This is a genomic window from Pseudonocardia sp. ICBG1034, from assembly GCF_020131375.1.
Lineage (GTDB): Bacteria > Actinomycetota > Actinomycetes > Mycobacteriales > Pseudonocardiaceae > Pseudonocardia > Pseudonocardia alni.
Map to the genome: position 1 here is coordinate 2446786 of NZ_JAHLEK010000015.1, position 22217 is coordinate 2469002.

At 75.1% G+C, this 22217-nt stretch carries 23 protein-coding genes; 12 read left to right on the forward strand and 11 right to left on the reverse strand.

Annotated elements, in window-relative coordinates; all coding sequences use genetic code 11:
* Positions 1 to 134: 134 nt before the first annotated feature.
* Both KPF22_RS12995 and KPF22_RS13000 read right to left on the reverse strand, forming a co-directional pair.
* The gene (locus tag KPF22_RS12995; protein ID WP_208820052.1) at positions 135 to 1262 is read right to left on the reverse strand and encodes a serine hydrolase; all 1128 of its coding nucleotides are present in this window, start codon (positions 1260 to 1262) and stop codon (positions 135 to 137) included.
* A gap of 56 nt (positions 1263 to 1318) precedes the next feature.
* The gene (locus KPF22_RS13000) at positions 1319 to 2143 is read right to left on the reverse strand and encodes an SAM-dependent methyltransferase (protein WP_208820054.1); all 825 of its coding nucleotides are present in this window, start codon (positions 2141 to 2143) and stop codon (positions 1319 to 1321) included.
* A 237-nt stretch (positions 2144 to 2380) separates the two neighbouring features.
* Here KPF22_RS13000 and KPF22_RS13005 point away from each other — a divergent pair, with 237 nt between their 5' ends.
* The 3 genes from KPF22_RS13005 to KPF22_RS13015 all read left to right on the forward strand — a co-directional run bounded on the left by KPF22_RS13005 (position 2381) and on the right by KPF22_RS13015 (position 4855).
* The gene (locus KPF22_RS13005) at positions 2381 to 3274 is read left to right on the forward strand and encodes a helix-turn-helix transcriptional regulator (protein ID WP_208820056.1); all 894 of its coding nucleotides are present in this window, start codon (positions 2381 to 2383) and stop codon (positions 3272 to 3274) included.
* Between the two features lie 215 nt (positions 3275 to 3489).
* Entirely contained in the window at positions 3490 to 3720 is a 231-nt protein-coding gene (locus tag KPF22_RS13010) for a DUF397 domain-containing protein (RefSeq protein WP_179762484.1), read from the forward strand.
* An 88-nt stretch (positions 3721 to 3808) separates the two neighbouring features.
* On the forward strand, positions 3809 to 4855 hold the full coding sequence (locus KPF22_RS13015; protein ID WP_208820058.1) for a class I SAM-dependent methyltransferase: 1047 nt from the start codon (positions 3809 to 3811) through the stop codon (positions 4853 to 4855).
* 16 nt (positions 4856 to 4871) lie between these two features.
* On the opposite strand, the gene ppk2 is transcribed toward KPF22_RS13015, so the two are convergent.
* The 3 genes from ppk2 to KPF22_RS13030 all read right to left on the reverse strand — a co-directional run bounded on the left by ppk2 (position 4872) and on the right by KPF22_RS13030 (position 7640).
* Positions 4872 to 5840, reverse strand: a complete 969-nt coding sequence (gene ppk2, locus KPF22_RS13020) for a polyphosphate kinase 2 (protein ID WP_307799165.1) — start codon at positions 5838 to 5840, stop codon at positions 4872 to 4874.
* A 61-nt stretch (positions 5841 to 5901) separates the two neighbouring features.
* Positions 5902 to 6735 (reverse strand): siderophore-interacting protein, encoded by an 834-nt coding sequence (locus tag KPF22_RS13025; protein ID WP_208820060.1) that lies wholly within the window; start codon positions 6733 to 6735, stop codon positions 5902 to 5904.
* On the reverse strand, positions 6732 to 7640 hold the full coding sequence (locus KPF22_RS13030) for an iron-siderophore ABC transporter substrate-binding protein (protein ID WP_208820062.1): 909 nt from the start codon (positions 7638 to 7640) through the stop codon (positions 6732 to 6734). The genes KPF22_RS13025 and KPF22_RS13030 overlap by 4 nt, the downstream gene beginning before the upstream one ends.
* Positions 7641 to 7759: 119 nt before the next feature.
* Between KPF22_RS13030 and KPF22_RS13035 the strand changes: the two genes are divergently transcribed.
* Positions 7760 to 8521: a phytanoyl-CoA dioxygenase family protein gene (locus KPF22_RS13035; protein ID WP_224402188.1), complete on the forward strand. Its 762-nt coding sequence runs from the start codon at positions 7760 to 7762 to the stop codon at positions 8519 to 8521.
* A 4-nt stretch (positions 8522 to 8525) separates the two neighbouring features.
* On the opposite strand, the gene KPF22_RS13040 is transcribed toward KPF22_RS13035, so the two are convergent.
* Both KPF22_RS13040 and KPF22_RS13045 read right to left on the reverse strand, forming a co-directional pair.
* Positions 8526 to 9290: an SDR family NAD(P)-dependent oxidoreductase gene (locus tag KPF22_RS13040; protein WP_073574493.1), complete on the reverse strand. Its 765-nt coding sequence runs from the start codon at positions 9288 to 9290 to the stop codon at positions 8526 to 8528.
* A gap of 14 nt (positions 9291 to 9304) precedes the next feature.
* Positions 9305 to 10306, reverse strand: a complete 1002-nt coding sequence (locus KPF22_RS13045; protein WP_062395873.1) for an acetamidase/formamidase family protein — start codon at positions 10304 to 10306, stop codon at positions 9305 to 9307.
* Positions 10307 to 10417: 111 nt separating this feature from the next.
* Here KPF22_RS13045 and KPF22_RS13050 point away from each other — a divergent pair, with 111 nt between their 5' ends.
* Positions 10418 to 11038, forward strand: coding sequence for an L-threonylcarbamoyladenylate synthase (locus KPF22_RS13050; protein ID WP_208820066.1), 621 nt, complete (start codon positions 10418 to 10420; stop codon positions 11036 to 11038).
* 232 nt (positions 11039 to 11270) lie between these two features.
* Complete coding sequence (locus KPF22_RS32675; RefSeq protein ID WP_305080319.1) at positions 11271 to 13034, forward strand: hypothetical protein; 1764 nt, start codon at positions 11271 to 11273, stop codon at positions 13032 to 13034.
* Here KPF22_RS32675 and KPF22_RS13060 read toward each other — a convergent pair whose 3' ends face one another.
* Positions 13035 to 13997, reverse strand: a complete 963-nt coding sequence (locus KPF22_RS13060) for a pseudouridine synthase (RefSeq protein ID WP_224402189.1) — start codon at positions 13995 to 13997, stop codon at positions 13035 to 13037.
* A gap of 26 nt (positions 13998 to 14023) precedes the next feature.
* Between KPF22_RS13060 and KPF22_RS13065 the strand changes: the two genes are divergently transcribed.
* From KPF22_RS13065 to KPF22_RS13080, 4 genes are all read left to right on the forward strand, one after another.
* Positions 14024 to 14644 (forward strand): LysE family translocator, encoded by a 621-nt coding sequence (locus tag KPF22_RS13065; RefSeq protein ID WP_224402190.1) that lies wholly within the window; start codon positions 14024 to 14026, stop codon positions 14642 to 14644.
* 77 nt (positions 14645 to 14721) lie between these two features.
* A complete protein-coding gene (locus KPF22_RS33125; RefSeq protein ID WP_224402191.1) occupies positions 14722 to 16212 on the forward strand; it encodes a GntP family permease in 1491 nt (496 codons plus the stop codon).
* A gap of 8 nt (positions 16213 to 16220) precedes the next feature.
* Positions 16221 to 17438 (forward strand): CaiB/BaiF CoA-transferase family protein, encoded by a 1218-nt coding sequence (locus KPF22_RS13075; protein ID WP_208820074.1) that lies wholly within the window; start codon positions 16221 to 16223, stop codon positions 17436 to 17438.
* A complete protein-coding gene (locus KPF22_RS13080; protein ID WP_224402192.1) occupies positions 17435 to 18385 on the forward strand; it encodes a hydroxymethylglutaryl-CoA lyase in 951 nt (316 codons plus the stop codon). The genes KPF22_RS13075 and KPF22_RS13080 overlap by 4 nt, the downstream gene beginning before the upstream one ends.
* Here KPF22_RS13080 and KPF22_RS13085 read toward each other — a convergent pair.
* Positions 18379 to 19113: a helix-turn-helix domain-containing protein gene (locus KPF22_RS13085; RefSeq protein ID WP_224402193.1), complete on the reverse strand. Its 735-nt coding sequence runs from the start codon at positions 19111 to 19113 to the stop codon at positions 18379 to 18381. The genes KPF22_RS13080 and KPF22_RS13085 overlap by 7 nt on opposite strands.
* Before the next feature lie 82 nt (positions 19114 to 19195).
* Between KPF22_RS13085 and KPF22_RS13090 the strand changes: the two genes are divergently transcribed.
* Positions 19196 to 19762, forward strand: a complete 567-nt coding sequence (locus tag KPF22_RS13090) for a TIGR03086 family metal-binding protein (protein WP_224402194.1) — start codon at positions 19196 to 19198, stop codon at positions 19760 to 19762.
* A 13-nt stretch (positions 19763 to 19775) separates the two neighbouring features.
* On the opposite strand, the gene KPF22_RS13095 is transcribed toward KPF22_RS13090, so the two are convergent.
* Positions 19776 to 20543 (reverse strand): IclR family transcriptional regulator, encoded by a 768-nt coding sequence (locus KPF22_RS13095; protein ID WP_224402195.1) that lies wholly within the window; start codon positions 20541 to 20543, stop codon positions 19776 to 19778.
* Positions 20540 to 21946 (reverse strand): xylulokinase, encoded by a 1407-nt coding sequence (locus KPF22_RS13100; protein ID WP_224402196.1) that lies wholly within the window; start codon positions 21944 to 21946, stop codon positions 20540 to 20542. Before KPF22_RS13100 ends, KPF22_RS13095 begins: the two co-directional genes overlap by 4 nt.
* Positions 21947 to 22018: 72 nt before the next feature.
* Here KPF22_RS13100 and KPF22_RS13105 point away from each other — a divergent pair, with 72 nt between their 5' ends.
* On the forward strand, positions 22019 to 22216 hold the full coding sequence (locus KPF22_RS13105) for a hypothetical protein (RefSeq protein ID WP_062395865.1): 198 nt from the start codon (positions 22019 to 22021) through the stop codon (positions 22214 to 22216).
* The last annotated feature ends 1 nt before the right edge of the window (position 22217 follow it).

The following is a 22217-nucleotide window of genomic DNA, read 5'->3' on the forward strand; positions in this document are numbered from 1 at the left end:
TTCAACTGATGTTGAATTACGATGAGTATGCGCTCCCCGGGCACCGTCACGCAATCGGTGTGACCGGGTGTGCTCGGCCGCCGAAGCGGACCCGTGCACGACGACCTCGAGCGTCCGGCCCACGGTGGGTCCGCTCAGGAGTGCGCCGCGGCGCGGAAGGAGCGCAGGAGTGCGGGGCCCCCGGGGCCGTCCCACGCGACCTGGGTCAGCAGCAGCGAGATCACCCCGGTCGACGGGTCGGAGCGCCACCCGGTGCCCAGGCCGCCGTCCCAGCCGTGGCGGCCGCCGTCCTCGACGGCCAGGCCCAGGCCCCAGCCGCAGCCGTCGTCGAGGAACGGTGCGGCGCCGGCCCGCTGTGCGGCGCTCAGCCGGTCGGTGGTCAGCTCGGCGACGGCGCCGGGGGACAGGACCGGGCTGCCGCCCCCGCGCAGTGCCCGGGTGAACGCGAGCAGGTCGTCCAGGGTGGAGACCAGGCCGCCGCCCCCGGACGGGAACACCGGCGGGGCCGCCCACGCGCCGTCGACCGGGTCGGTCACGGTGAAGCCCCCGCCGGGTGCGGCGGTCAGCAGCGGGACGAACCGGGCCCGGTCGGCGACGGGTACCGAGAAACCGGTGTCGCGCATGCCGAGCGGGGTGAACACCCGCTCGGCCAGCACGGTCTGCAGGTCGGTGCCGCAGCGGCGGGCGAGCAGGACGCCGAGCAGGTCGCCGCTGGTCTGGTAGAGCCAGCGCGATCCCGGCTGCGCGACGAGCGGCACCGCGGCGAGCCGTGCGGTCCAGGTGTCGGGGTCGGGCAGCGGGTAGCTGCCCGGCGGCCCGTCGCTGCCGAGCCCGGCGGTGGCGCGCTGCACGGGCAGATCGGCGCCGGGCCGGGGGAGCATCCCGATCCCGCAGCGGTAGGTCAGCAGGTCGTAGAGGGTGATCGGCCGGCGCGCGGGGACGGTGTCGTCGAGCTCGGCCGCCTCGTGGCGCAGCACCCGCGGCGCGGCCAGCTCCGGGAGCCACGCCGCGACCGGCCCGTCGAGGTCCAGCATCCCGTCCTCGACGAGTGCGAGCGCGGCGACCGCGACGACGGGCTTGGTGATCGAGGCGATCCGCACGACCGTGTCGCGGCGCAACGGGTGTCCGGCGCCGTCGTCGCCGAGGACGTGCACCACGGTGCCGTGCCGGGGGTCGTCGACGGCGGCGACCAGCCCCGGGACGCGCCCGGTGTCGACGGCGCCGCGCAGGAGCGCGGCGGTGCGGTCCAGGGTGACGGACACGGGGCCTCCCGGGGTCGGTGGGTCTCACCCGTTCCGACCGCGGCGGCCCCGCGAACTCATCGCTTGATGCCGACCCCGCCGACGATGCAGCGCTGCACCGGGTCCTCGGTGCGCAGCTGCGGGCCGTCGGGCCACCACCGGTAGCAGGGGACGATGCCCGGGTCGACCAGCTCGAGCCCGGGGAACAGGCCGCTGATCTCGGCGTGCGTGCGGAACCGGCCGCTGCCCATCGGGCTGTGGACGAAGACCTGCTCCATCCGCCGGGCCAGCTCGCTGTCGGCGTTCTCCGGGTCGAAGAAGTGCGCGATCGCGACGACGCTGCCGGGGGCGAGCCGCTCGATGTAGCGCGCCATGATCGCCTGCGGGTCCACGGCGTCGTCGAAGTGGTGGATGGTGCCGATCTGGAACAGCGCGAGCGGCTGGTCCAGGTCGAGGAAGCCCTGGACCGACGGGTCGGCCAGCACCGTCTCCGGCTCGCGGATGTCCGCGGCGGAGAAGCGGGTGAACTCGTTGTCCTCCAGCAGCGCCTGGCCGTGCGCGATGACGGTCGGGTCGTTGTCGACGTAGGCGACCCGGGCCTCGGGCTGCAGCCGCTGCACCACCTGGTGGGTGTTCTCCGCGGTCGGCAGGCCGGAGCCGCAGTCCAGGTACTGGGTGATGGAGGTCTGGGTGGCGACGAAGCGCGCCGCCCGGATCAGGAACGCCCGGTTGTCGATCGCGAGCATGTTGACCTCGGGGGCCACCTGCCGCACCCGTTCGATGGTCTCCCGGTCGACCTCGTAGTTGTCCTTCCCACCGAGCGCGTAGTCGTAGACCCGGGCGATGCTGGCCTTGGTCGTGTCGATGTACGCGGGAGCGCGACCCTCGGTCGGCTGGGCCATCGGCGGAGTCCTCACTGCGTCGTCGGCGCCGTCGCGCCGGGTCGTCGGTCGGTGCCCGGGCGACGCCCGTCGTGGCGCCGATCACCGGTGCGGCCACCGTAGCGGACCGGCCCGACGGGCACGCACCGTCACTGTCCGGAAGTGCCCGGTGATCGAGACCGCTGACGACCTGCGGAACCGTTGTGTAGGCTGGGTCACCCGATCGGCAGTCCCCGCAACCCGCAGGAGCCCGTCCCGGTGGTCCCCAGCCCGAACAGCCCCACCCCGCCCGGTGCCGACCGCGGCCCGACCGCGCGGCGCATCGTCCTCGGTTCCCACCTGCGCCGGCTGCGGGAGCGCGCGGGGATCTCCCGGGCCGACGCGGCGTACGCGATCCGCGGCTCGGACTCGAAGATGAGCAGGCTGGAGTCCGGCAAGGTCGGGTTCAAGCAGCGCGACGTGGCCGACCTGCTGACGATGTACGGCGTCGCCGAGGGCCCCGAGCGCGACCAGGTGCTGTCGATGGCCGAGGAGAGCAACTCCAGCGGCTGGTGGGCCCGGTACAACGACGTCGTCCCCGGCTGGTTCGAGGACTTCGTGGGTCTGGAGGCCTCGGCGTCGCGGATCTCGTCCTACGAGCTGCTGTTCGTCCCCGGCCTGCTGCAGACCGAGGACTACGCCCGCGCGGTCGTCAGCGGCGGCCACACCGATCTGCCGCCCGCCGAGCGGGCCGACGTCGAGAAGCGCCTGGAGGTGCGGCTGCGGCGCCAGCGCGTGCTGCACCGCAAGGACGCCCCGACCTTCTGGACCGTGCTCGACGAGGCCGTGCTGCACCGGCCGGTCGGCGGGGAGGCGGTCTTCCGCGCCCAGCTCGACCATCTGGTCGAGCTGTCGTCGCTGCCGAACGTCATCGTCCAGCTGCTGCCCTGGGACCTGTCCGGCTACGGCGCCGAGCACGCCTTCACCATGCTGCGCTTCGCGGAGCCCGAGCTGCCCGACCTGGTGTACCTCGAGGAGATGACCGGGGCCTCCTATCTGGACAAGCGGGCCGACGTCGAGCGCTACGGCCGGTCGATGGACCGGCTCACCGTCGACGCGCTCAGCCCGGAGCAGACCAAACAGGCCCTGAGCAAGCTGCGCGCCGAACGCTGACCTGCACCGACGTCGCTCCCGGGCGACGAACGGCACAGGTGCCCCCACAGTGGGGGACACCGTCCGATGCCGACCGCCCACGGCCGGTACGGCGCACTCGGGCGCGGCCGGACGACCGCCGGGCGCGTCCGTCCTGTTTTGCACGACCGAACCGCTTGCCCCCTGCTAGCTTCTCCGCAACGGAGAATGCACGTGCAGATGAGGTGAGCATTCGCATGGAACAGATGCACCTGAGCGGCCCCGCGGCGATCGATTCGCTGGCGTGGCGCAAGAGCGTGCGCAGCGGCTACCAGGGCAACTGCGTCGAGCTCGCCGTCGTGACCGGGGGGACCGTGGCCGTCCGCAACTCGCGGGACCCGCACGGCACCGTGCTCGCCTTCCCGGCGACCGAGATGGCCGCCTTCCTGGCCTCGATCAGGAACGGCGAGCTGGACGACCTCGCCTGAGCCGTCCGCTGACCTCCCGCGGGCGGCCGGCCCGACCCCGGCCGCCCGCGGTGAGCCGAGAACGATCTTCTCGGTGTAGGAAGGAACGGTGAGCCGTTCCGAGCAGGCCCCGTCCTACCGCGGCGCGAGCGCCCACTACCTGTCCCCGTCGCGACGGGACCCCGTCAAGGTCGGCTCCGAGGAGCCGGTCACCCGGCGGGTCATCGCGGGTGCGCTGGCCGCGCTGCACCTGCGGCCAGGGTCCCCGGTCGCCGTGCTCGACGTCGGGTCCGGCACCGCCGACGGGTTCGCCCTCCTCACCCGCCCGGCACCGGACGCCGCGCCGATCGTCGCGGAGGACCGGCTGCGCTACGTCGGTCTCGACGTCGATCCGGAGATGGTCGCCACCGCGCGGGACACCGTCGGTTCGCCGTCGGCGTCGTTCGTGCTCGGCGACGTGCGCGACGCGCTGCCCGACGGCGCGTTCGACCTCTACCTGTCCTGCGGGGTGCCGTACTCCCACCTCACCCGCGACGAGCTCGTCGCCGCACTGGGATCGGTGCTGACGGCCGTCGCGGCACGGGGGCGGCGCGCCGCGGTCGTCGTCGACGTCCTCGGCCGCTACTCGGTGGAGTGGCAGCCCCGCTGGGGCACCGAGCGCTGGGACTACGCGATGAGCTTCTTCGCCGGTGGCGGCGGGGCGATCTCCGAGCCGATGACCTTCTACGGCCGCGCCGAACTCGACGCCACCGTCGACGCCGCGCTGGCCGGCAGCGGTGCGCGGCTGGTGTCGCGCACCGCCGTCGACCGGTCGGTCCTGGTCGGACGGCACACCGCCACCGGCACCTTCCACCCGGCGGTGCCGCGCTTCCGGACCCTGGTGAACGACCTGGTCCGCGACCCGTCCCGGGTCGACCCCGACGACCTCCGGTTCACCCCCGCGACCGGAGGCGCCCCGGAGGAGGTGCTGTCCTGGCTGCGCGGGTTCGCCGACCGCTGGAACGGCGCCCTGGAGCCGTACCGGGGGGCGGGTCCGCTCGCCGACGCCGACGCCGACCGGCTCGCCGCGACCCTGCTCGGACTCGAACGGGCCGCGGGCCCCGGCCTGGGCCTCGGCCACTCGCTGACCATGACGCTGGTGGCCGAGCCCGCCTGAGCGCCGCCCCCGCGGGTCAGTGGTGCTTGTCGGTCAACGGCGGGAAGCGGTTCGGGCCCTCGTCCTGCTCGAACATCTCCGCGGCGGGCCCGACGATGAGCCGGTCCGGCGGGGACGCCACCCCGGTGTCCTTGCCGGGGTAGTCGAACAGGCCCAGGACGTGGCGCATCGCCTCGAGCCGTGCGCGCTTCTTGTCGTTGCTCTTGATCACCGTCCAGGGAGCGTCCTTGGTGTCGGTGTAGAAGAACATCGCCTCCTTGGCCTCGGTGTAGGCCTCCCACTTGTCCAGTGAGGCGAGGTCCATCGGGGACAGCTTCCACTGGCGCACCGGGTCGACCTGACGGATCAGGAAGCGGGTGCGCTGCTCGTCGCGTGACACCGAGAACCACAGCTTCACCAGGTGGACCCCGGAGCGCACGAGCATCCGCTCCAGCTCCGGGGTGGCCCGCAGGAACTCCATGTAGGAGCGGGGGTCGGTGAAGCCCATGACCCGCTCGACGCCGGCCCGGTTGTACCAGGACCGGTCGAACAGCACGATCTCCCCGGCCGAGGGCAGATGCTGCACGTAGCGCTGGAAGTACCACTGGCCGGCCTCGCGCTCGGTCGGCTTCTCCAGCGCGACCACCCGGCAGCCGCGGGGGTTGAGGTGCTCGGTGAACCGCTTGATCGTCCCGCCCTTGCCCGCGGCGTCGCGGCCCTCGAACAGCACGACGATCCGGTTGCCGGTGTCCTTGACCCAGTTCTGCAGCTTCAGCAGCTCGATCTGCAGCAGCCGCTTCTGGCGCTCGTACTCCAGGCGGGACAGGCGGTCGTCGTAGGGGTAGCCCTGGCGCCAGGTGTCGACCGGGCTGCCCTCGGGACCGACGAGGGTCGGGTCGTCGTCGTCGGAGTCGTCGACCCGGAAGTTCCCGGGGTCGGTGGCGGCGGGGTGCGGGATCAGGGTGTCGGGGGCGTCGGCCTGAGGCTCGACCGGGGTCTCGTCCACGTGTGGCAACGCTGCGCGCCGGTCATGGCCGCGGGGCCACACCCGGATGACGGCCGGGTGATCAGCGGGCAGCGGGACGGGGCCGGTCGTGCCAGTAGCCCTGCGCGTGGACCCGGTCCGGGGCGACGCCCGCCTCGTGCAGCAGCGCCCGCACCCGCGCCACCCGCGTGCTCTCGGTGGCGTTCCAGGCGTAGAAGTGCTCGCCGAGGCGGGCGGCCGCGGCACCGTGGGTGCCGGCCCAGTCGGCGACGGCGTCGAGCAGCGGGCGCCCGGGCCGCCGGCAGAGCTCCACCGTCACCCCCGGATGGGCGTCGGTGAGCCCGACGGCGTCGGCCGGGTCGCCGACCTCGACCAGCACCCGGCCCCGGTGGTGCGGCGGGAGCGCGGCGAGGATGCCGCGCACGGCGGGCAGCGCGGTCTCGTCGCCGGTGATCAGCACCTCGGTGGCGGGGCCCGGGTCCCACTGCACGCCGTGACCGGGGTTGCCGCGCCGCACGTCCGGCCCGGAGAGCAGGACGGGGTCGCCGGGCCGGGCGACCGCGGCCCACGCGCTCGCCGGGCCCGGCCGGGAGTGGCGGAACACGTCGAGGTCGACCTCACCGCGCCCCGGCCGGACCGCGGCCGGGGTGTAGCTGCGCAGCACCGGCCGCGTGCCGGCGGGCAGCTTCCGCAGCCGGGCCCGCCACTCGCGTTCCGGCAGGCCGGAGGTGAGCGAGGCGGGATAGCCGTCGTCCGGCGGGACCAGCAGCTTGACCCGCTGGTCCCGGCCGTGCGGGGCGAACCGCGACAGCTCCGGACCGCCCAGGACGATCCGCCGGAACCCGGGGGAGGGCACGCCGACGGCGAGCACCCGGGCGGCGAACAGGACGTTCGGCGACCCCGACAGGGGGCTCATCGGCCCAGCGTCCGCTCGATGTCGTCGAGCACCCTCTGCCCGCCGAGCGGCCCGACGCCGGTGATCCAGACCGACTGGTCGACCGGGTGCAGCCGCGGGAAGACCTGCGCGCGCACCGCCTGGACGGCCGGCGGCACCGCCGACGGCGACGCCGGGTCGGTCGCGGTCAGGAACACCTCGTCGGCGCGGGCCTGCTGGACCAGCTCGGGGGAGAGGTCCACCGAGATCGAGTTCTCCCAGTCCCGGGGCGGGATGGTGAACCCGGCGCACTCCAGGGTGCTGCCCGCGAACGACGTCGGCCCGTACAGGGTGAGCAGACCGTCGCGGGGGCGGATCATCTGCGCGGTCCGCCCGGCCGTGTCGTGGGTGCGCGCCACCTCGGCGCAGCGGTCCCGGTAGCGGGTGAGCAGCTGCTCGGTGTCGGCCTCCCGGCCGAGCGCCCGGCCGACGAAGCGGACGTTGTCCTGCCACGGGTCGGCCTGCGAGGCCATGAACGCCGTCGGCGCGATCGCGGTCAGCCGGTCGTACAGCGCGGCGTGCCGGGACTCGGTGCCCAGGATCAGGTCGGGTCGCTGGGCCGCGATCCGTTCCAGGTCGGGCTCGGCGACGGTCCCGACGACCGCCACCTGCGCACCGGCGCCGCCGAGGTACGCGGGCACCCCGGTGCCCTCGGACAGGACCCCGGCCCCGACCGGCGGGGCGTCGAGGGCGACGGTGGTGTCGAGCTGCACCGGCTCCAGCACGACGACCCGCCGCGGCGCGGCCGGGACCGTGACCTCGCCGCGTGCGGTGGCGACCGTGCGGGTCTCCCCGCCGTCGGTGGGGCCCGAGCCGGGCGCGGAGCACGCGGCGAGGAACAGGGTGAGCAGGGCGGCGAGGGCCACCGCGGCCCGGGACGGCGTCACGGACGATCTCCTTCGGTCAGGTGAGGTGACCCTAACCCGGGGCCGGTTCGGGATGGAGTGTCCGGTTCGACGGGAAACCGGTCGCCCGCGACCGCGTCACCGGGGCACCCTGTGGCGCGATGATCGAGCAGTTCGTCCGTGAGGGCTGGGTGCACATCCCGGGCGCGTTCACGACGGCGGCGGCCGCCCGCTGTCGTGCGCTGCTGCGCGCCGAGCTCCTCCGGACCGAGGGGGTCGACCTCGACGACCCGGCGGGCTGGACGGCACCGGTGCTGCGGGTGGCCGGTATGGGCGACGCCGGGTTCACCGCGTCGGCCGACACCCCGGCCCTGCACGCCGCGTTCGACGCGCTGGTCGGTCCCGGCCGCTGGCGGCCCCGGACCGGGATGGGCACCTTCCCGGTCCGCTTCCCGGTGCCCGGCGCACCCGGCGACGACGGATGGCACGTCGAGTCCTCCTTCACCGGGCCCGACGGCGGACCGCGGCTGTCGGTGGACTCGCGGGGCCGGTCCCTGCTGATGCTGTTCCTCTACTCCGACGTCGGCCCGGACGACGCCCCGACGCTGCTGCGCTCCGGATCCCACCGCGACGTCGCGCCACTGCTCGCGCCCCACGGTGCGGCCGGTGCGGACTGGCTGCCGTTCTGCGGCGAGGCCGTTCCCGCGACGGCGCGACGCCCGGAGGTCGCGGCCTGCGGCCGGGCCGGCGACGTCTACCTGGTGCACCCGTTCGTCGTGCACCGCGCCCAGGCGATGTCCCCGGCGGCCCGTCGGCCCCGGGTGATCGCCCAGCCACCGCTGGAGCCCGCGAGCGAGCCGGCGTTCGACCTGCTGGCCGGGACCGCGCCCGTCGAGCGCGTGGTGCGCGAGGCGCTGGGGTGACGGGTCAGAGCTGCACCCCGCGGGTCAGCGCCCCGTCGACCACCAGGTTGGTGCCGCTGATCCGGCTCGCCCGCGGGCTGACCAGCGAGACCACCGCGTAGGCGGTCTCCTCCGGGGTGCCCATCCGGCCGGTCGGGTTGAGCCCCATCGCGTGCGCGTACAGCGCGGGATCGTGCTGCTCGACGTTGGCCCACACCCCGCCGGGGAAGTAGACGTTGCCGGGGGAGACGGCGTTGGCCCGGATGCCCTTCGGTGCCAGGTCGAACGCCAGGCCGGAGACGTAGTGCACGAGCGCGGCCTTCATGACGCCGTAGGACCCGTCGGCGAAGTCGATCTCGCGGCCGGACACGCTGGACACCGCGGTGACCGAGGCGGCGTCGCTGCGCTCCAGGTGCGGCAGCGCGGCCTCCACCAGTCGCACGGTGTGCAGCAGGTCGACCTCGAAGCTCGAGCGCCAGTTCTGCTCGCCCGGGCCGATCGCCAGCGCGCTCACGTTCGCGACGACCGCGTCCACCGCCCCGAACCGCTCGGCGCTGTCGGCGACCCAGCGGCCGAGGGCCTCGCCGTCGGCGACGTCGACGGCGGTCCCCGCCACCTCGCCGGCACCCGCGGCGCGCAGCTCCTGCTCGGCCGCGGCGACCCCGTCGGCGTCGCGGGCGCAGAACGCGACCCGCGCGCCCTCCGCCGCCAGCCCGGCGACGACCGCGCGCCCGATCCCGCGCGACCCTCCGGTCACGAGCACGACACGACCGTTCAGCAGCATGTCCATGGAAAGGGCCTCTCTTACAGGGAGCGGGCCTGCTCGCGCAGGTGACGGTGGACGCCGCCGTAGGCCGCGGCGGCCGGGAGCAGCGCCTTCGCGATCTTGGTGACGGCGCTGTAGTTGGTGTCGACGACGTTGGCCAGCGGCGACTCCGCGGCCTGGGTGAGCAGCTGGTAGGCGTCCAGCCGGTCCAGCCCGTACAGCTCGCCCAGCCAGGCGATCATCCCGACCTGGCTGGCCCGCCACGCGTCCTCCAGCGGACGGGAGGACCCGACGACGACGTAGTGGGTGTCGGTCTCGATCCGCGGCCACGCCGGGACCGGGGCGTTCTTGATCAGCTCGACGATCAGCACGACGTCCATCGCGCCCTCGACGGCCGTACCGCAGCTCTCGCCCTCGCCCTGGCGGTAGTGGCCGTCGCCGACCGAGAACAGCGCACCGGGCACGTTGACCTGCAGGTAGCAGGTGGCCCCGGCGCGCATCTCCGGGGTGTCCATGTTCCCGCCGAACACGTCGGGCACCAGCGAGCTGCGCACCTCCCGCCCGGGCGGGGCGACGCCGACGGTGCCGAGCATCGGGTTGCACGGCAGCTCCAGGCGCAGGTCCGCGCTCGTCGCCTCGAACAGCACCGTCCCCGCGGCCCGGTCGAGCTGGTAGATCCAGGTCCGCTCGGGGAGCGGCTCGTGCAGCAGCGCGGTGCGGTCGGTCGTCGACAGCGCCCCGAACAGCGGGATCAGGGTGGAGGCACCCCAGTCCCGGGCCGGGGTCAGCTCCACGAGGTGGATGGCCAGCGTGTCGCCCGGCTCGGCGCCCTCGACGTGGAACGGCCCGGTCTGCGGGTTCACCTCGCTCATGTCGAGCACCGCGCTCGGACGGTCCGAGGTGGACGTGAGCCGCCCGGAGAACGCGTCCTCGGTCCACAGCCGCAGGCAGGTCCCGGGCGCGACCCGGCGCACCGGTGGCACGCCCCCGAAGGTCCAGGCGAACTCGTGCCGTTCCGGCCGGTATTCCACGACGTGCATGGATCGCATCCTGGCCCCCTCCACGCATCGCGGGCAACGGTTTCCCGCCGCACCGCGACCGCCCGGTCGTCGAACTCCCCGGGTGGGCCGCCGAGCCGGTACGTTGCCGCGATGGCCCGGTACTTCGACGTGCACCCGCAGAACCCGCAGCCGCGCAGCATCGGACAGGTCGTGGACCTCGTGCGGTCCGGCGGCCTGATCGCCTACCCGACCGACTCGTGCTTCGCGCTGGGCTGCTCGCTGGGCAACCGCGACGGTCTGGAGCGGATCCGGCAGATCCGCAAGCTCGACGACCGGCACCACTTCACCCTCGTGTGCGCGGAGTTCGCGCAGCTCGGGCAGTTCGTGCAGATCTCCAACTCCGTGTTCCGCGCGGTGAAGGCGTCCACCCCGGGCAGCTACACCTTCATCCTCCCGGCCACCAAGGAGGTGCCGAAGCAGCTGCTGCACCCGAAGAAGAAGACCGTCGGCGTGCGCATCCCCGACCACGCCACCACCCAGGCGCTGCTGGCCGAGCTGGGGGAGCCGCTGCTGTCCTCGACGCTGCTGCTGCCCGGCCACGACGAGCCGATGACGCAGGGCTGGGAGATCAAGGAGGAGCTGGAGAACCAGGTCGACGCCGTCATCGACTCCGGGGACTGCGGCACCGAGCCGACCACCGTCGTCGACCTGTCCGGCGACGAGCCGGAGATCGTCCGGCGCGGTGCGGGGGACCCGTCGCGGTTCGAGTGAGGACCCCTCCGGCGCGGCCGCCCGGCCGCCCGTCGTGCCCGTCCGGGCGCCCCGGTGACCCGCCTGCGGGGGGCGCGCCGCCCGCCCGTCCACGATCCACCGCCCACCGCATCAGAGCGAGCGCTGGGCGGACCGACGAGTAGGCTTCGCAACCGTCCCGCCCGCTACCCGAGCGGGTACTGACGTGGCGTCCGACCCCGGGCGCCGTCCGAACGGTTCGGAGGACGATCGCGTGGCGCGAGACGACCCGCCGCCCAACCCGTCCGGCCCGGCGGGTGCCTCGGCCGGGGACGCGGTGCTGGCCGCGATCGCGCACCGGTTGCGGGCCCGTTCGGAGCGCCAGCAGCTGCTGACCGAACGGCTGCGAGCCGGTGAGCTGCGCCCGGGTGCGCTGGCCGACCTCGCCGAGCTGGCCGCGGCCGCCCGCCGCGGGGCCCGCGACGGCGACCACATCCTCGTCCTCGCCGGCGCCCCCCGCGGGCCCCGGCTCGCGGCCCCGTCGACCCCGCTCGGGCAGGCGCTCAACACCGTCGTCTCCGCGAGTGAGGCGGCCTCGCGCACGATCGTCCCGCCGACCCCGAGCGTCTCGGTCGACGCGACCGCCGAGCCCGTCCTGGGCCAGATCCTGGCCGAGCTGCTCGCCCACGCAGCGAGCGCCACCCCGGCCGGGGACCGCATCGAGCTGCTGACCCGCTGGGGTCCCGACGGCGGGATCGTCGTCGAGCTCCAGGGGACCCAGTCGCCGCGGCACCGCACCCCGGTCGAGGAGCTGGACCGGGCGCTGGGCTCGGCGACCCCCGGCGGCCCGGTCGCCCCGCAGGAGATCGGCCTGCACGTGGCCGCGCGGCTGGCCCGCGCCATCGGCGCCCGGCTCGGCGTCCGCGCCCCCGCCGGGAACTCCGCGATCGCCCCGATCGCCGTGCTCCACCTGCCGTCCTCGGTCCTCGGCGGTGGCCGCTCCGAGTCCGCCGCGCCCGCCGCGGAGCCGCAGCCGGCCGAGTCCGCCGAGCAGGCCGGGACCGGGACGACGGCGTCGCTGCGCCGCCCGGCACCCGCCCCCGCGCCCGCACCGGACGCGGCGGCGGACGTGCCGTGGCCGCCCCGGGAGGCCCCGGTGGCGGAACCCGAGCGCAGCTGGCCGCCGGTCGCCCCCGAACGGGACGAGCCCGCGGCGCCCGCCGGGCTGCCCCGCCGTGCCCCCCGCCCGGCCGGCGGGATCGCGGCCGCGGCCCCCTTCGCCGGCTCCGGTGCCCCGGCTGCCCGTCCGCAGGCCCCCGGCCCGGCCGGTCCCGGACCGAACGGGTCCGGCCCCGGTACGCCCGGCCCCGGCCCGGGCCCGCGCCCGCCGTACGGACCGCCGTCGCCGGGCACCGGCCCGGCGCGCAACGGCGCCCCGCCACCGCCGCCCGCGCCGGAGGACCCCCCGGCCACCGAGGCACTGCCCGTCACCGGCGCGGCGGGGGCGACCCCGCCGGTGGAGCTGTTCGGACCGTTCGACTCGGAGGTGCCGGTGCCCGTGGACGACGCGGACGACACGCCGATCTTCGCGGCGGTCGCCTCGGCCTGGTTCCGTGAACCGGGATCGACCGAGACGACGGCGCTCCCGGTCACGCAGAACGACAACTGGCGCACCGCGGGCGACGCCGAGTTCGACGCCGCCCGGATCCGGGCCGACCGGGTCGTCGACCTGCCGACCACCGCACAGGGCCTGCCGCAGCGTCTGCCCGGGCAGGCGATGGTGCCGCCGTCGTGGCGGGACACCCCGAACGGCCTCGCGCCGACCGGGTCGCGGGAGCGCCAGCCCGACCGGGTGCGCAACCGGCTGGCCAGCTACCAGCGGGGTCTGCGCGAGGGCCGCCACCGCGCCGCGGAGGACCACGGACCGCACGGACCGGCCGGTGGTGCGCGCAACGGCGCCGTCAACGGCGCGCCGGTGCCCGGCGGGCACCGCAACGGCCACCACCTCGACGACGGCGACGACCGCAGCGTCGGCTGATCACCACTCGTGCGGCGTCCCGGCGGCCCAGCCGTCCGGGTCGTCCCACGCCTGCAGGGTGCGGCCGCTGACGAAGCGCCGCCGCGCCCCGGTCACCGGGTCGTCGAACTCCAGGGCACGCGAGAGCAGCTGCAGTGGGCGGGTGAAGTCCTCCGGTGCCCGCCGGTGCAGCTCGGGGTAGACGTCGTCGCCGAGGATCGGCACGCCCAGCCCGTTCAGGTGCACCCGCAGCTGGTGGGTCCGCCCGGTGCGCGGGGTCAGCCGGTACAGGGCCCACTCGCCCCGCAGCCCGGCGAGCTCGACGCGGGTCTCGGCGTTCGGCTCGCCGTCCTCGGTGACGGCGGCGAACACCCCGGGGCGCTTCACGATCCGCGACACCTCGGTGCGCGGCAGCTCCAGGTCCGGGTCGAACCGGGCGAGCGCCTCGTAGGTCTTCGTGACCCGGCCGCGGGCGAACAACGTCTGGTACGCGCCGCGCAGCTCCGGGCGCACCACCAGCAGCAGGACCCCCGCGGTGGCGCGGTCGAGCCGGTGCGCCGGGCTGAGCGCGGGCAGCCCCAGCTCGTGGCGCAGCCGCACCAGCACGGTCTGGCGGACGTGGCTGCCCCGCGGGATCGTCGCGAGCAGATGCGGCTTGTCGACGACGACCACGTCGTCGTCGGCGTGCAGCACCGGCAGCCCGAACGGCACCGGTACCTCGTCGGGCTCGTCGCGGTAGAGCCACAGCGTCGTCGACGGCGTGTACGGCGTGGCCGGGGTGACCGGGCCGTCCGCGGTCACGATCTCCCCGGCCGCCAGCCGTGCGTCGATCCGCTCCGCGACGTGCGGGAACCTGTCGACGAGGTGGTCGCGCATCGTCGCCCACCCGCCGGTCGCCGGGGTGCGGACGCGGGCCGGCGCGAGGCCGTCGACCGTCGGGAGCGGGGACGCCTCCCGGGACGTGCGGCGCCGGCGGGATCTCACGGGGCAGCAGCCTACGATGGCCCCTCGTGAGCTGGACGTCCTACGGTGCCTACCTGTCGATCGTCGTCGGGCTGGTGCTGATGCCCGGCCCGGACACCTTCGTGATGCTGCGTGCCTCGCTGGTCGGCGGGCGCGCGGGCGGACTCTCGACGCTGGCCGGCGTGTTCACCGGCAACGCCCTGCAGGGCGGCGCCGCGGCGTTCGGGCTCGGTGTGCTCGTCGCGAGCTCGCACACCGCGTTCACCGTGATCCGCTGGGCCGGGGTGGTCTACCTCTGCGTGCTCGGGGTGCAGGCGCTGCGCGCCGCGCGCCGCGGGGACTACCCCGTGGTCCCCGACGGCGGTCCGCGGCTGCCGGCGCGGCGGTCGTTCCTGGTCGGCTTCGGCTCGAACATCACCAACCCGAAGGTGCTGGTCATGTACCTGTCGGTGCTGCCGCAGTTCCTCGTGCCCGGGGTGACGACCACCGCCGACGCGCTGCTGCTGGCACTGTCGGTGGCGGTGCTCGGCGGCGTCTACGGGGTCGGACTGGTCCTCGCCGTGCACCGGGCGCGGGCCTTCTTCACCCGGCGTCGCGTGCGCCGCGCCGGTGACGTCGTCGCCGGGGTCGCGCTGATCGGGTTCGGTGGGGCGCTGGCCGCCGCCTGACCTGCAGGGTTGCTCGCATGGTGGGTCCGAGTTCATGATGTGGTTACGACATCGTCGTCGATGCCAGGGGGATCATCGTGTCGGACACCGTCATCGTGGTGAACACGGCCGTCGCCGTGCTCGCCGTCGTCGTGCTGATCGTGAGGTTCCGGCTCAACCCGGTGATCTCCCTCGTGATCGGCGCCGTCTACCTGGGCCTGACCGCCGGCCTGGGGGTGACGGGGACGGTCGACGCGGTCACCGGCGGGTTCGGCGACATCCTGGCCGACGTCGGGCTGCTCATCGCCTTCGGTGTCCTGACCGGCGCGATGCTGCACCATGCGGGCGCCATCGAACGGCTGGTCTCCGCGCTGCTGACGGCCTGCGGCCCGCGCGGGATGCCCTACGCCACCGCCGTCACCGTCTCCACCGCACTCCAGTCGATCTTCGTCGACGTGCTGCTGGTCATCTCCGCACCGCTGGCCCGTCGGATCGCTCCGCGCATCGGGGACAAGGGGCTGCCGCGGATGGCGACCGCGCTCGCGATCGGCCTGGAGTGCGGGATCGTGTTCATGGTCCCCGGTGTCGGTGCGGTCGCACTCGCCGGTGTGCTCGGGGTGCCGCTGGGCCAGATGCTGATCCTGGGCCTGGTCGTCGTGGTGCCGACCGTGCTCATCGCGACCGGGATCATGTCCGTGCTGCTGCGCCGCGGCTGGTGGGACCCGGCCCGCGACGAGCAGGAGCCGGTCGCCGCGGGCGTGCCCGCCGGTGCGGAGGCCGACCCGCCGGACACCGCCGCACCCGACGCCGGGAGCGCCGGGGGACGGCCCACCGGTACCGGCTCCCCGGGCGGCGGGGGCACGGACGGGGGAGGCGGAGCCGGGCCCGGCGGGGGTGCGGTCCCGGCCGCCGTCGGCACCGCGGTGTCCGGCTCCGCGCGTCGCGAGCTGCCGCTGGCCCTGCTGTTCGGCCCGCTGCTGGTGGGTCTGCTGCTCATCGCCGCGGGCGCCGTCCTCGACGCGGCCGGGGTCACCCACCCCGTCATCGCGTTCCTGGGCGAGCCGGTGATCGCGCTGCTGCTCGCGCTGATCGGGACCACCGCCGTCGTCGGGGTCGCCCACGGGCGCGGCATGGTCGAGTCCGCGGTCTCCGACGGGTTCCGCGAGAGCGGGCAGATCCTGATCCTCACCGGCGTCGGCGGCTCGCTCGCCACGACGATCTCCGAGGCGGGCCTCGGCGAGATTCTCGGCCGCTTCTTCTCCGCGAGTACCGCCGCACCGCTGCTCATGGTGTGGCTGATCGCCGCCGTGCTGCACGTCGCGATCGGGTCGGTGACGATCTCGGCGATCACCGCGGCCGGGGTGCTCGCCCCGGTCGCCCCGGTGATCGGCCTGGCCCCGGTCCTGATCGCGCTGGCCGCCGGCGCCGGGGCGCTGTTCGCCGTCCACGTCACCTCGAACACGTTCTGGCTGCTGCAGTCGCTGCTCGGGCAGTCCGTGCGCGGGACGCTCAAGACCTGCTCGGTCGGGGTCTCCATCGCCTCCGTCGTCGCGATCCTGGTGATCCTGCCGCTGTCGCTCGTCGTCTAGGGAGAGTCGTGTCGCAACTTCCGCTGTCCGGAGTCCGGGTGCTCGAGCTCGGCAACTACATCGCCGCCCCCACCGCCGGACGCCTGCTCGCCGACTTCGGCGCCGAGGTGATCAAGGTCGAGCGCCCCGGTACCGGCGACGAGATCCGCAACTGGCGGCTCTACGCCGGGGACACCTCGATGCTGTACCGGACGCTGAACCGCAACAAGCGCTCCATCACCCTCGACATGCGCTCGGCCGCGGGGAAGCAGGCCGTGCTGGACCTGGCCGCCCGCTCCGACGTGGTGCTGGAGAACTTCCGGCCCGGCACGCTGGAGAAGTGGGGGCTGGGCCCGGCCGAGCTCGACGCCGTCAACCCCGACGTCGTGCTCGTGCGGATCTCGGCGTTCGGGCAGACCGGGCCGCTGTCGTCGCGGCCGGGGTTCGCCGCCGTCGCCGAGGCGATGGGCGGGCTGCGCGCCCTCGTCGGGGAGGCCGACCGGCCGCCGTCGCGGACCGGGGTGTCGATCGGGGACTCGATCGCCGGGCTCTACGGCGCGTTCTCCGCGATGATGGGTCTCTACCAGCGCGAGAGCCGCACGGACCGGCCCGCGCTGGACCGGCGCTGCATGGACGTCGCGCTCAACGAGGCCGTGTTCTCGATGATGGAGTCCCTCGTCCCCGACCACCTCGCCTACGGCGTCGAGAGGCGCCGCGTCGGCGGGCGGATGGAGGGCATCGCCCCGTCCAACGCCTACGTCTGCGCGGACGGGGGCAGCGTCGTGATCGCCGGCAACGGCGACTCCATCTACGGCCGGTTCATGACCGTCATCGGCCGCGCGGACCTGGGCGCGGATCCGGAGCTGGCCTCCAACGCGGGCCGCTGGGCGCGTCGCGACGAGCTCGACGGCGCCATCGAGACCTGGACCCGCTCGCTGCCCCGCGACGAGGTCCTCGCGAAGCTGGAGGAGGCCGGCGTCCCGGCCGGGCCGATCCACTCCGCCGCCGACATCGTCGCCGACGAGCAGTTCCGCGCCCGCGACATGGTCCAGTACTTCGACGTCGACACCGGCGGCGCCGAACCCGCACGGGTCGGGTTCCCCGGCATCGTGCCGGTGCTCGACGGCCGGTCGGTCCCGGTCCGCTCGGTCGGGCCGGACCTGGGCGCCGACACCGCCGACGTCCTCGGCGGGCTGCTCGGATACACCCCGGACACGATCCGGGCCGCATCGGGGGAGGACGCATGAGCACCGACGGGGTCGTCCTGCGGGACGTCACGCTGCGCGACGGGCTCCAGCTCACCGGCAAGCCGCTGCCCACCGACCGCAAGGTCGGGCTGGTCCGCGCGCTGCTCGGCGCGGGCGTGCCGGAGCTGGAGATCGGGTCGCTGGCCCGCGGCGACCTGGTGCCGCCGCTGGCGGACACCCTCGACGTCGTCGCCGCGCTGACACCGGAGGAGCTGGAGCGCTGCTGGGTGTGGGTGGCGACGCCGCGGCACGTGCAGAAGGCGGTGGCCGCCGGGGCCCGCAACGTCCAGTACTGCTTCTCGGTGTCCGATGCGCACAACAACGCCAACATCGGCCGTGACACCGCCGTCTCCCTCGACGCGATGCCGCAGGCCGTCGAGCACGCGCGTGCCGCGGGCGGACGCATCCAGCTGTGCCTCGCGACGGCGTTCACCTGCCCGTTCGACGGACCCGTCGACCCGGACCGGGTGGTCGAGATCGTCGCCGACCCGCGCACCGCGGGCTCCTGCGACGTCGTCGTCTGCGACACCCTCGGTCAGGCGAACCCGGCCGAGGTCGGGTCGCTGGTCGGGCGGGTCGCCGCGGGCGCCGACGGCCGTCGCGTCGCCTTCCACGGCCACGACACCTGGGGCCAGGGCGTCGCGAACGCACTCGCCGCTGTGCAGAACGGTGCGACCGTCCTCGACGGCGCGCTGGGCGGACTGGGTGGCTGCCCGTTCGCGCCCGGGGCCAGCGGCAACACCGCCAGCGAGGACCTGCTGTTCGCGCTGCGCCCGGACTGGCTGACCCCCGCGGTGCTGGCCGACCTCGTCACGTGGTCGGAGGACCTGCTCGCCGAGCTGGGGGAGCCGATGCGCTCGGCGACCGCCCGCGGGGTCCGCTCGAACGCCCAGGCATTCCCGTGGACGGCGGGGCCGCGCCGGGACCGTACGGACGACGGTCAGTAGCGCCGCGCGTAGGACGTCGGGGGCTCGCCGAACATCCTGGTGAAGTCCCGGCTGAGGTGGGCCTGGTCGGCGTAGCCGAGGTCGGCGGCGACCTCGGCCCACCGGACCGGCACGCCCGCCGCCATCAGCTCGGTCACCTCGTGCAGCCGGTAGCGGCGGATGACCCACTTCGGACCGACCCCGACGTGGTCGTGGAACAGCCGTTGCAGCGAACGGACGCTGGTCGCGGTGTCGCGGGCCAGATCGTCGACCCGGACCAGCGACCGGTCCCCGGCCACGGTGGCCACGAGGTCCCGTGCCTGTGCCGCGGCCCGGTCCGGCCCGTCGGCGGGGAGCCTCGCGCGCAGGTGGTCGGTCAGCCCGTTCACGTCCGCGGCGACGACTCCGGCGACCGGGCATCGGCGGTCGGTGACGGTCGAGACGGGTGCGCCGACCAGCGCCCGGGCCGTGCCCGCCCGCAGCGCCGCCCCGACCACCCGGCCGGTCCCGGTCAGCTCGCGGTGGACGTACCGGGTCGCCGGCCCGGCCAGCATCGCGGCGGCCCCCGGCTGAACGGTCAGGTGCACCTGCGGGTAGGGGACGACCTTCTGCCGGTAGGGCCGGTCGTAGTGCCAGTCGACGATCCAGAACCGCTCGACGAAGCCCGCCAGATCGGCCGGTGGGGGCACGGTGCGCACCCGCTGGTGACGGGCCCGGGCCGGCGGGAGGCGGCGGGGGTCCTCGTCCACGGTGGGCGAGTATGCCGGGATCCGGCGGAACCGTCGCGTTCGTCCAAGACCCCGGGCACGCCCGGGCCCTAGCGTCGCCGTCATGCACCGTCACATCGTCGCCGCCGCGGCCGCACACGTCCCGCTCGTCGCGGCCGCGGCCCGGCTCCCGCTGACCCGTCCCACGCCGTGCTCGGAGTGGGACCTGCAGGACCTGCTCGGCCACCTCCTGTACTGGACCCCTGTGCTCGCCGAGGTGGGGCGGCGCTCCGGGCACGGACCGGCCGACGGACCCGAACCGGCCGCTCCGGTCACCGGGGACTGGCCCGTCCGGCTCCACACCGCCCGGGAGGACCTGGTGGCCGTGTGGTCGGAACCGGCGGCCTGGGACGGCACGGTGACCATGGGCGAGCAGGTCCCGGCCGCCGTCATCGGCGGGATGGTGCTGGGTGAGCTCGTGGTGCACGGATGGGACCTCGGCCGTGCGGTGGGGGTCGACCCGCAGTGGCCCGCGGAGGTCCTCGACGCCACGCTCACCGCGGTGTCGGCCATGGCCGAGCAGGGGCAGGGCATGGGTGTGTTCGCGCCCGCCGTCGAACCGGGCCCCGGGGCGACGCCGATCGAGCGCATCGTGGCGCTGACCGGCCGGGACCCCGGCTGCCGTCGCTGAGCCGGCCGCCGGGTCAGCCCGGCGGGCGCCCGCCGAGGGTGCGGGTCAGTCGCTCCGCGGCCCCGACCAGCAGGTCCACGCACTTCTCGCACTCCGAGCGGCCGAACCGGATGGTCGGTCCGCTGACCGTGAGCGCCGCGGTCACCTCCCCGGCGTGGTCGAACACCGGCACGGACAGTCCGGAGCCGCCGTCGTCGCGCTCGGCGACGGTGATCGCGAACCCGTCGCGGCGGGTGTCGTCCAGCAGCTCGCGCAGCGTCTCCGGGTCGGTCACGGTGTACTCGGTCAGCGACGGCAGCGGGCCGGCCAGCACCTCCGCGGCCAGCTCGGGCGCCCAGGCGAGCAGGACCCGGCCCGCCGAGCCGGTGTGCAGCGGGATGACCTTGCCGACGTGCATCTCCCGGCGCAGTGCGTGCCGCGTCTCGGCGACGGCGACGCACACCCGGTGCCTGCCCTCGGCCCGGAACAGCGACGCGGTCTCCCCGGTGGTGTCGCGCAGCTCGCGCAGCAGCGGCCCGGCCAGCTCCAGCAGGTCCACCCCGCGGGCCGCGGCCCCGGCCCAGTAGGCCATCCGGATCCCGATCCGGACCCGGTCCCCGACCCGGTCCAGCAGCCCCTCGGCGACCATGTTGGACACCAGCCGCTGCACCGTCGAGGTCGGGATGGCGGTCGCCTGCTGGATCTCGCCCAGCCCGAGCACGGGGCGCTGCAGGGTGAACGCGTCCAGGATGTCGGTGATCTTGCCGAGGACCAGGAGCCGCTTCGGGCCCTCGCTGGTCATCCCGCGACCCGGTCCAGGAAGGCGCCCGCCGCCTCGCGGTAGCGCTCCCAGGCCGCCGGTGCCGGGTCGGCCTCGTAGCGTGCCGGTTCGGCACCGGCGCTCCACGACGGCGGCGTCGCGCCGCCGTGCAGCGCCCACGCGGCCTGGCGGGCGGCGCCGTCGGCCACGTACTCGCCGGGCTCGGGCACCCGCACCGGCACCTCGAAGACCTGCGCGGCGATCCGGCAGACCGCCTCGGAGCGGGCCGCCCCGCCGACCAGGGTCACCCCGGACACGGTGACGCCCTGCTCGCGCAGCGCCTCCAGCCCGACCCGCTGCGCGGACAGCATGCCCTCGACCGCGGCCCGGGCCAGGTTCTCCCGGGTCCCCGACGCCAGCGTCCAGCCGTGCAGGGCGCCGGTGGCGTCGGGCAGGTTCGGGGTCCGCTCGCCCTCCAGGTAGGGCACCACGACCAGGCCGCCCGCGCCCGGCTCGGCGGCCAGCGCGAGGCGGCCCAGCTCGTCGTGGTCCACGCCGAGCAGCCGCCGGGTCGCATCCAGCACCCGGGAGGCGTTGAGCGTGCACACCAGCGGCAGGTAGGCGCCGGTGGCGTCGGAGAACCCGGCGACGATCCCGGAGGGGTCCTGGGCGCGACGCTCCGAGCGGGCGAACACCGTGCCCGAGGTGCCCAGCGAGACGACGACGTCGTCGCCGGCGTCGACACCCAGCCCGGCGGCCGCGTTGTCGCCCGCCCCGGCGCCGACCCGGATCCCGCCCGGCCCGTCGACGGACTCGGCCGGGCCGAGCAGCCGCGGCAGCGCCGGCGTCGACCCGAAGAAGCGTTCCAGCAGCTCGGGGCGGTAGACGACGCCGTCGAACCAGCCGGTGCCCGAGGCGTCGGACCGGTCGGTGACCAGCTCGTCGAGCCCCGCGCCGCCGGGGACCCCGCCACCGCGGAGCTTCCAGGTCAGCCAGTCGTGCGGCAGGCACACCGCCGCGGTGCGGGCGGCGTGGTCGGGCTCGTGCGCGGCGAGCCAGCGCAGCTTGGCCAGGGTGATCGAGGCCACCGGCACGACGCCGGTCGTCTCCGCCCACTGCTGCGCGCCGAACTTCTCGACGAGCTCGCCGGCGGCGGCGGCCGAGCGGGTGTCGTTCCACAGCAGCGCGTCGCGGACGACCTCGCCGCGCTCGTCGAGGCAGACCATGCCGTGCTGCTGGCCCGCGACCGACAGCGCCGCGACGCCGTCGAGGCCGCCCGCGTCGTCGATCGCGGCCTCCAGCGCCTCCCACCAGAGCCGGGGCGCGATCTCCGTGCCGTCCGGGTGTGCGGCGCGCCCGGAACGGACGAGCTCGCCGGTGTCGGCGTCGCGGACGACGACCTTGCAGGACTGGGTGGAGGAGTCCACCCCGAGCACCAGTGCCATGCCCCCCAGCCTGCCATCGCCGGACCGGCGCGGCGGGAGACAGGCGGGGTGGATCGGTGCCAGGGTGGTCCCATGAGCGACGAGCAATGGTTCTACTGCCTCAAGCACGGCACCGTGGAGACCGCCGAGGGCTGCCGGTCGGCCGACCGGCTCGGCCCGTACCCGGACAAGGCCACCGCGGCCCGCGCGCTGGAGATCGCCAAGGAGCGCACCGAGTCCGAGGACCGCAAGGACCGTGAGTGGAACGCCGGGGGCTCCGGGGCGTCCTGAG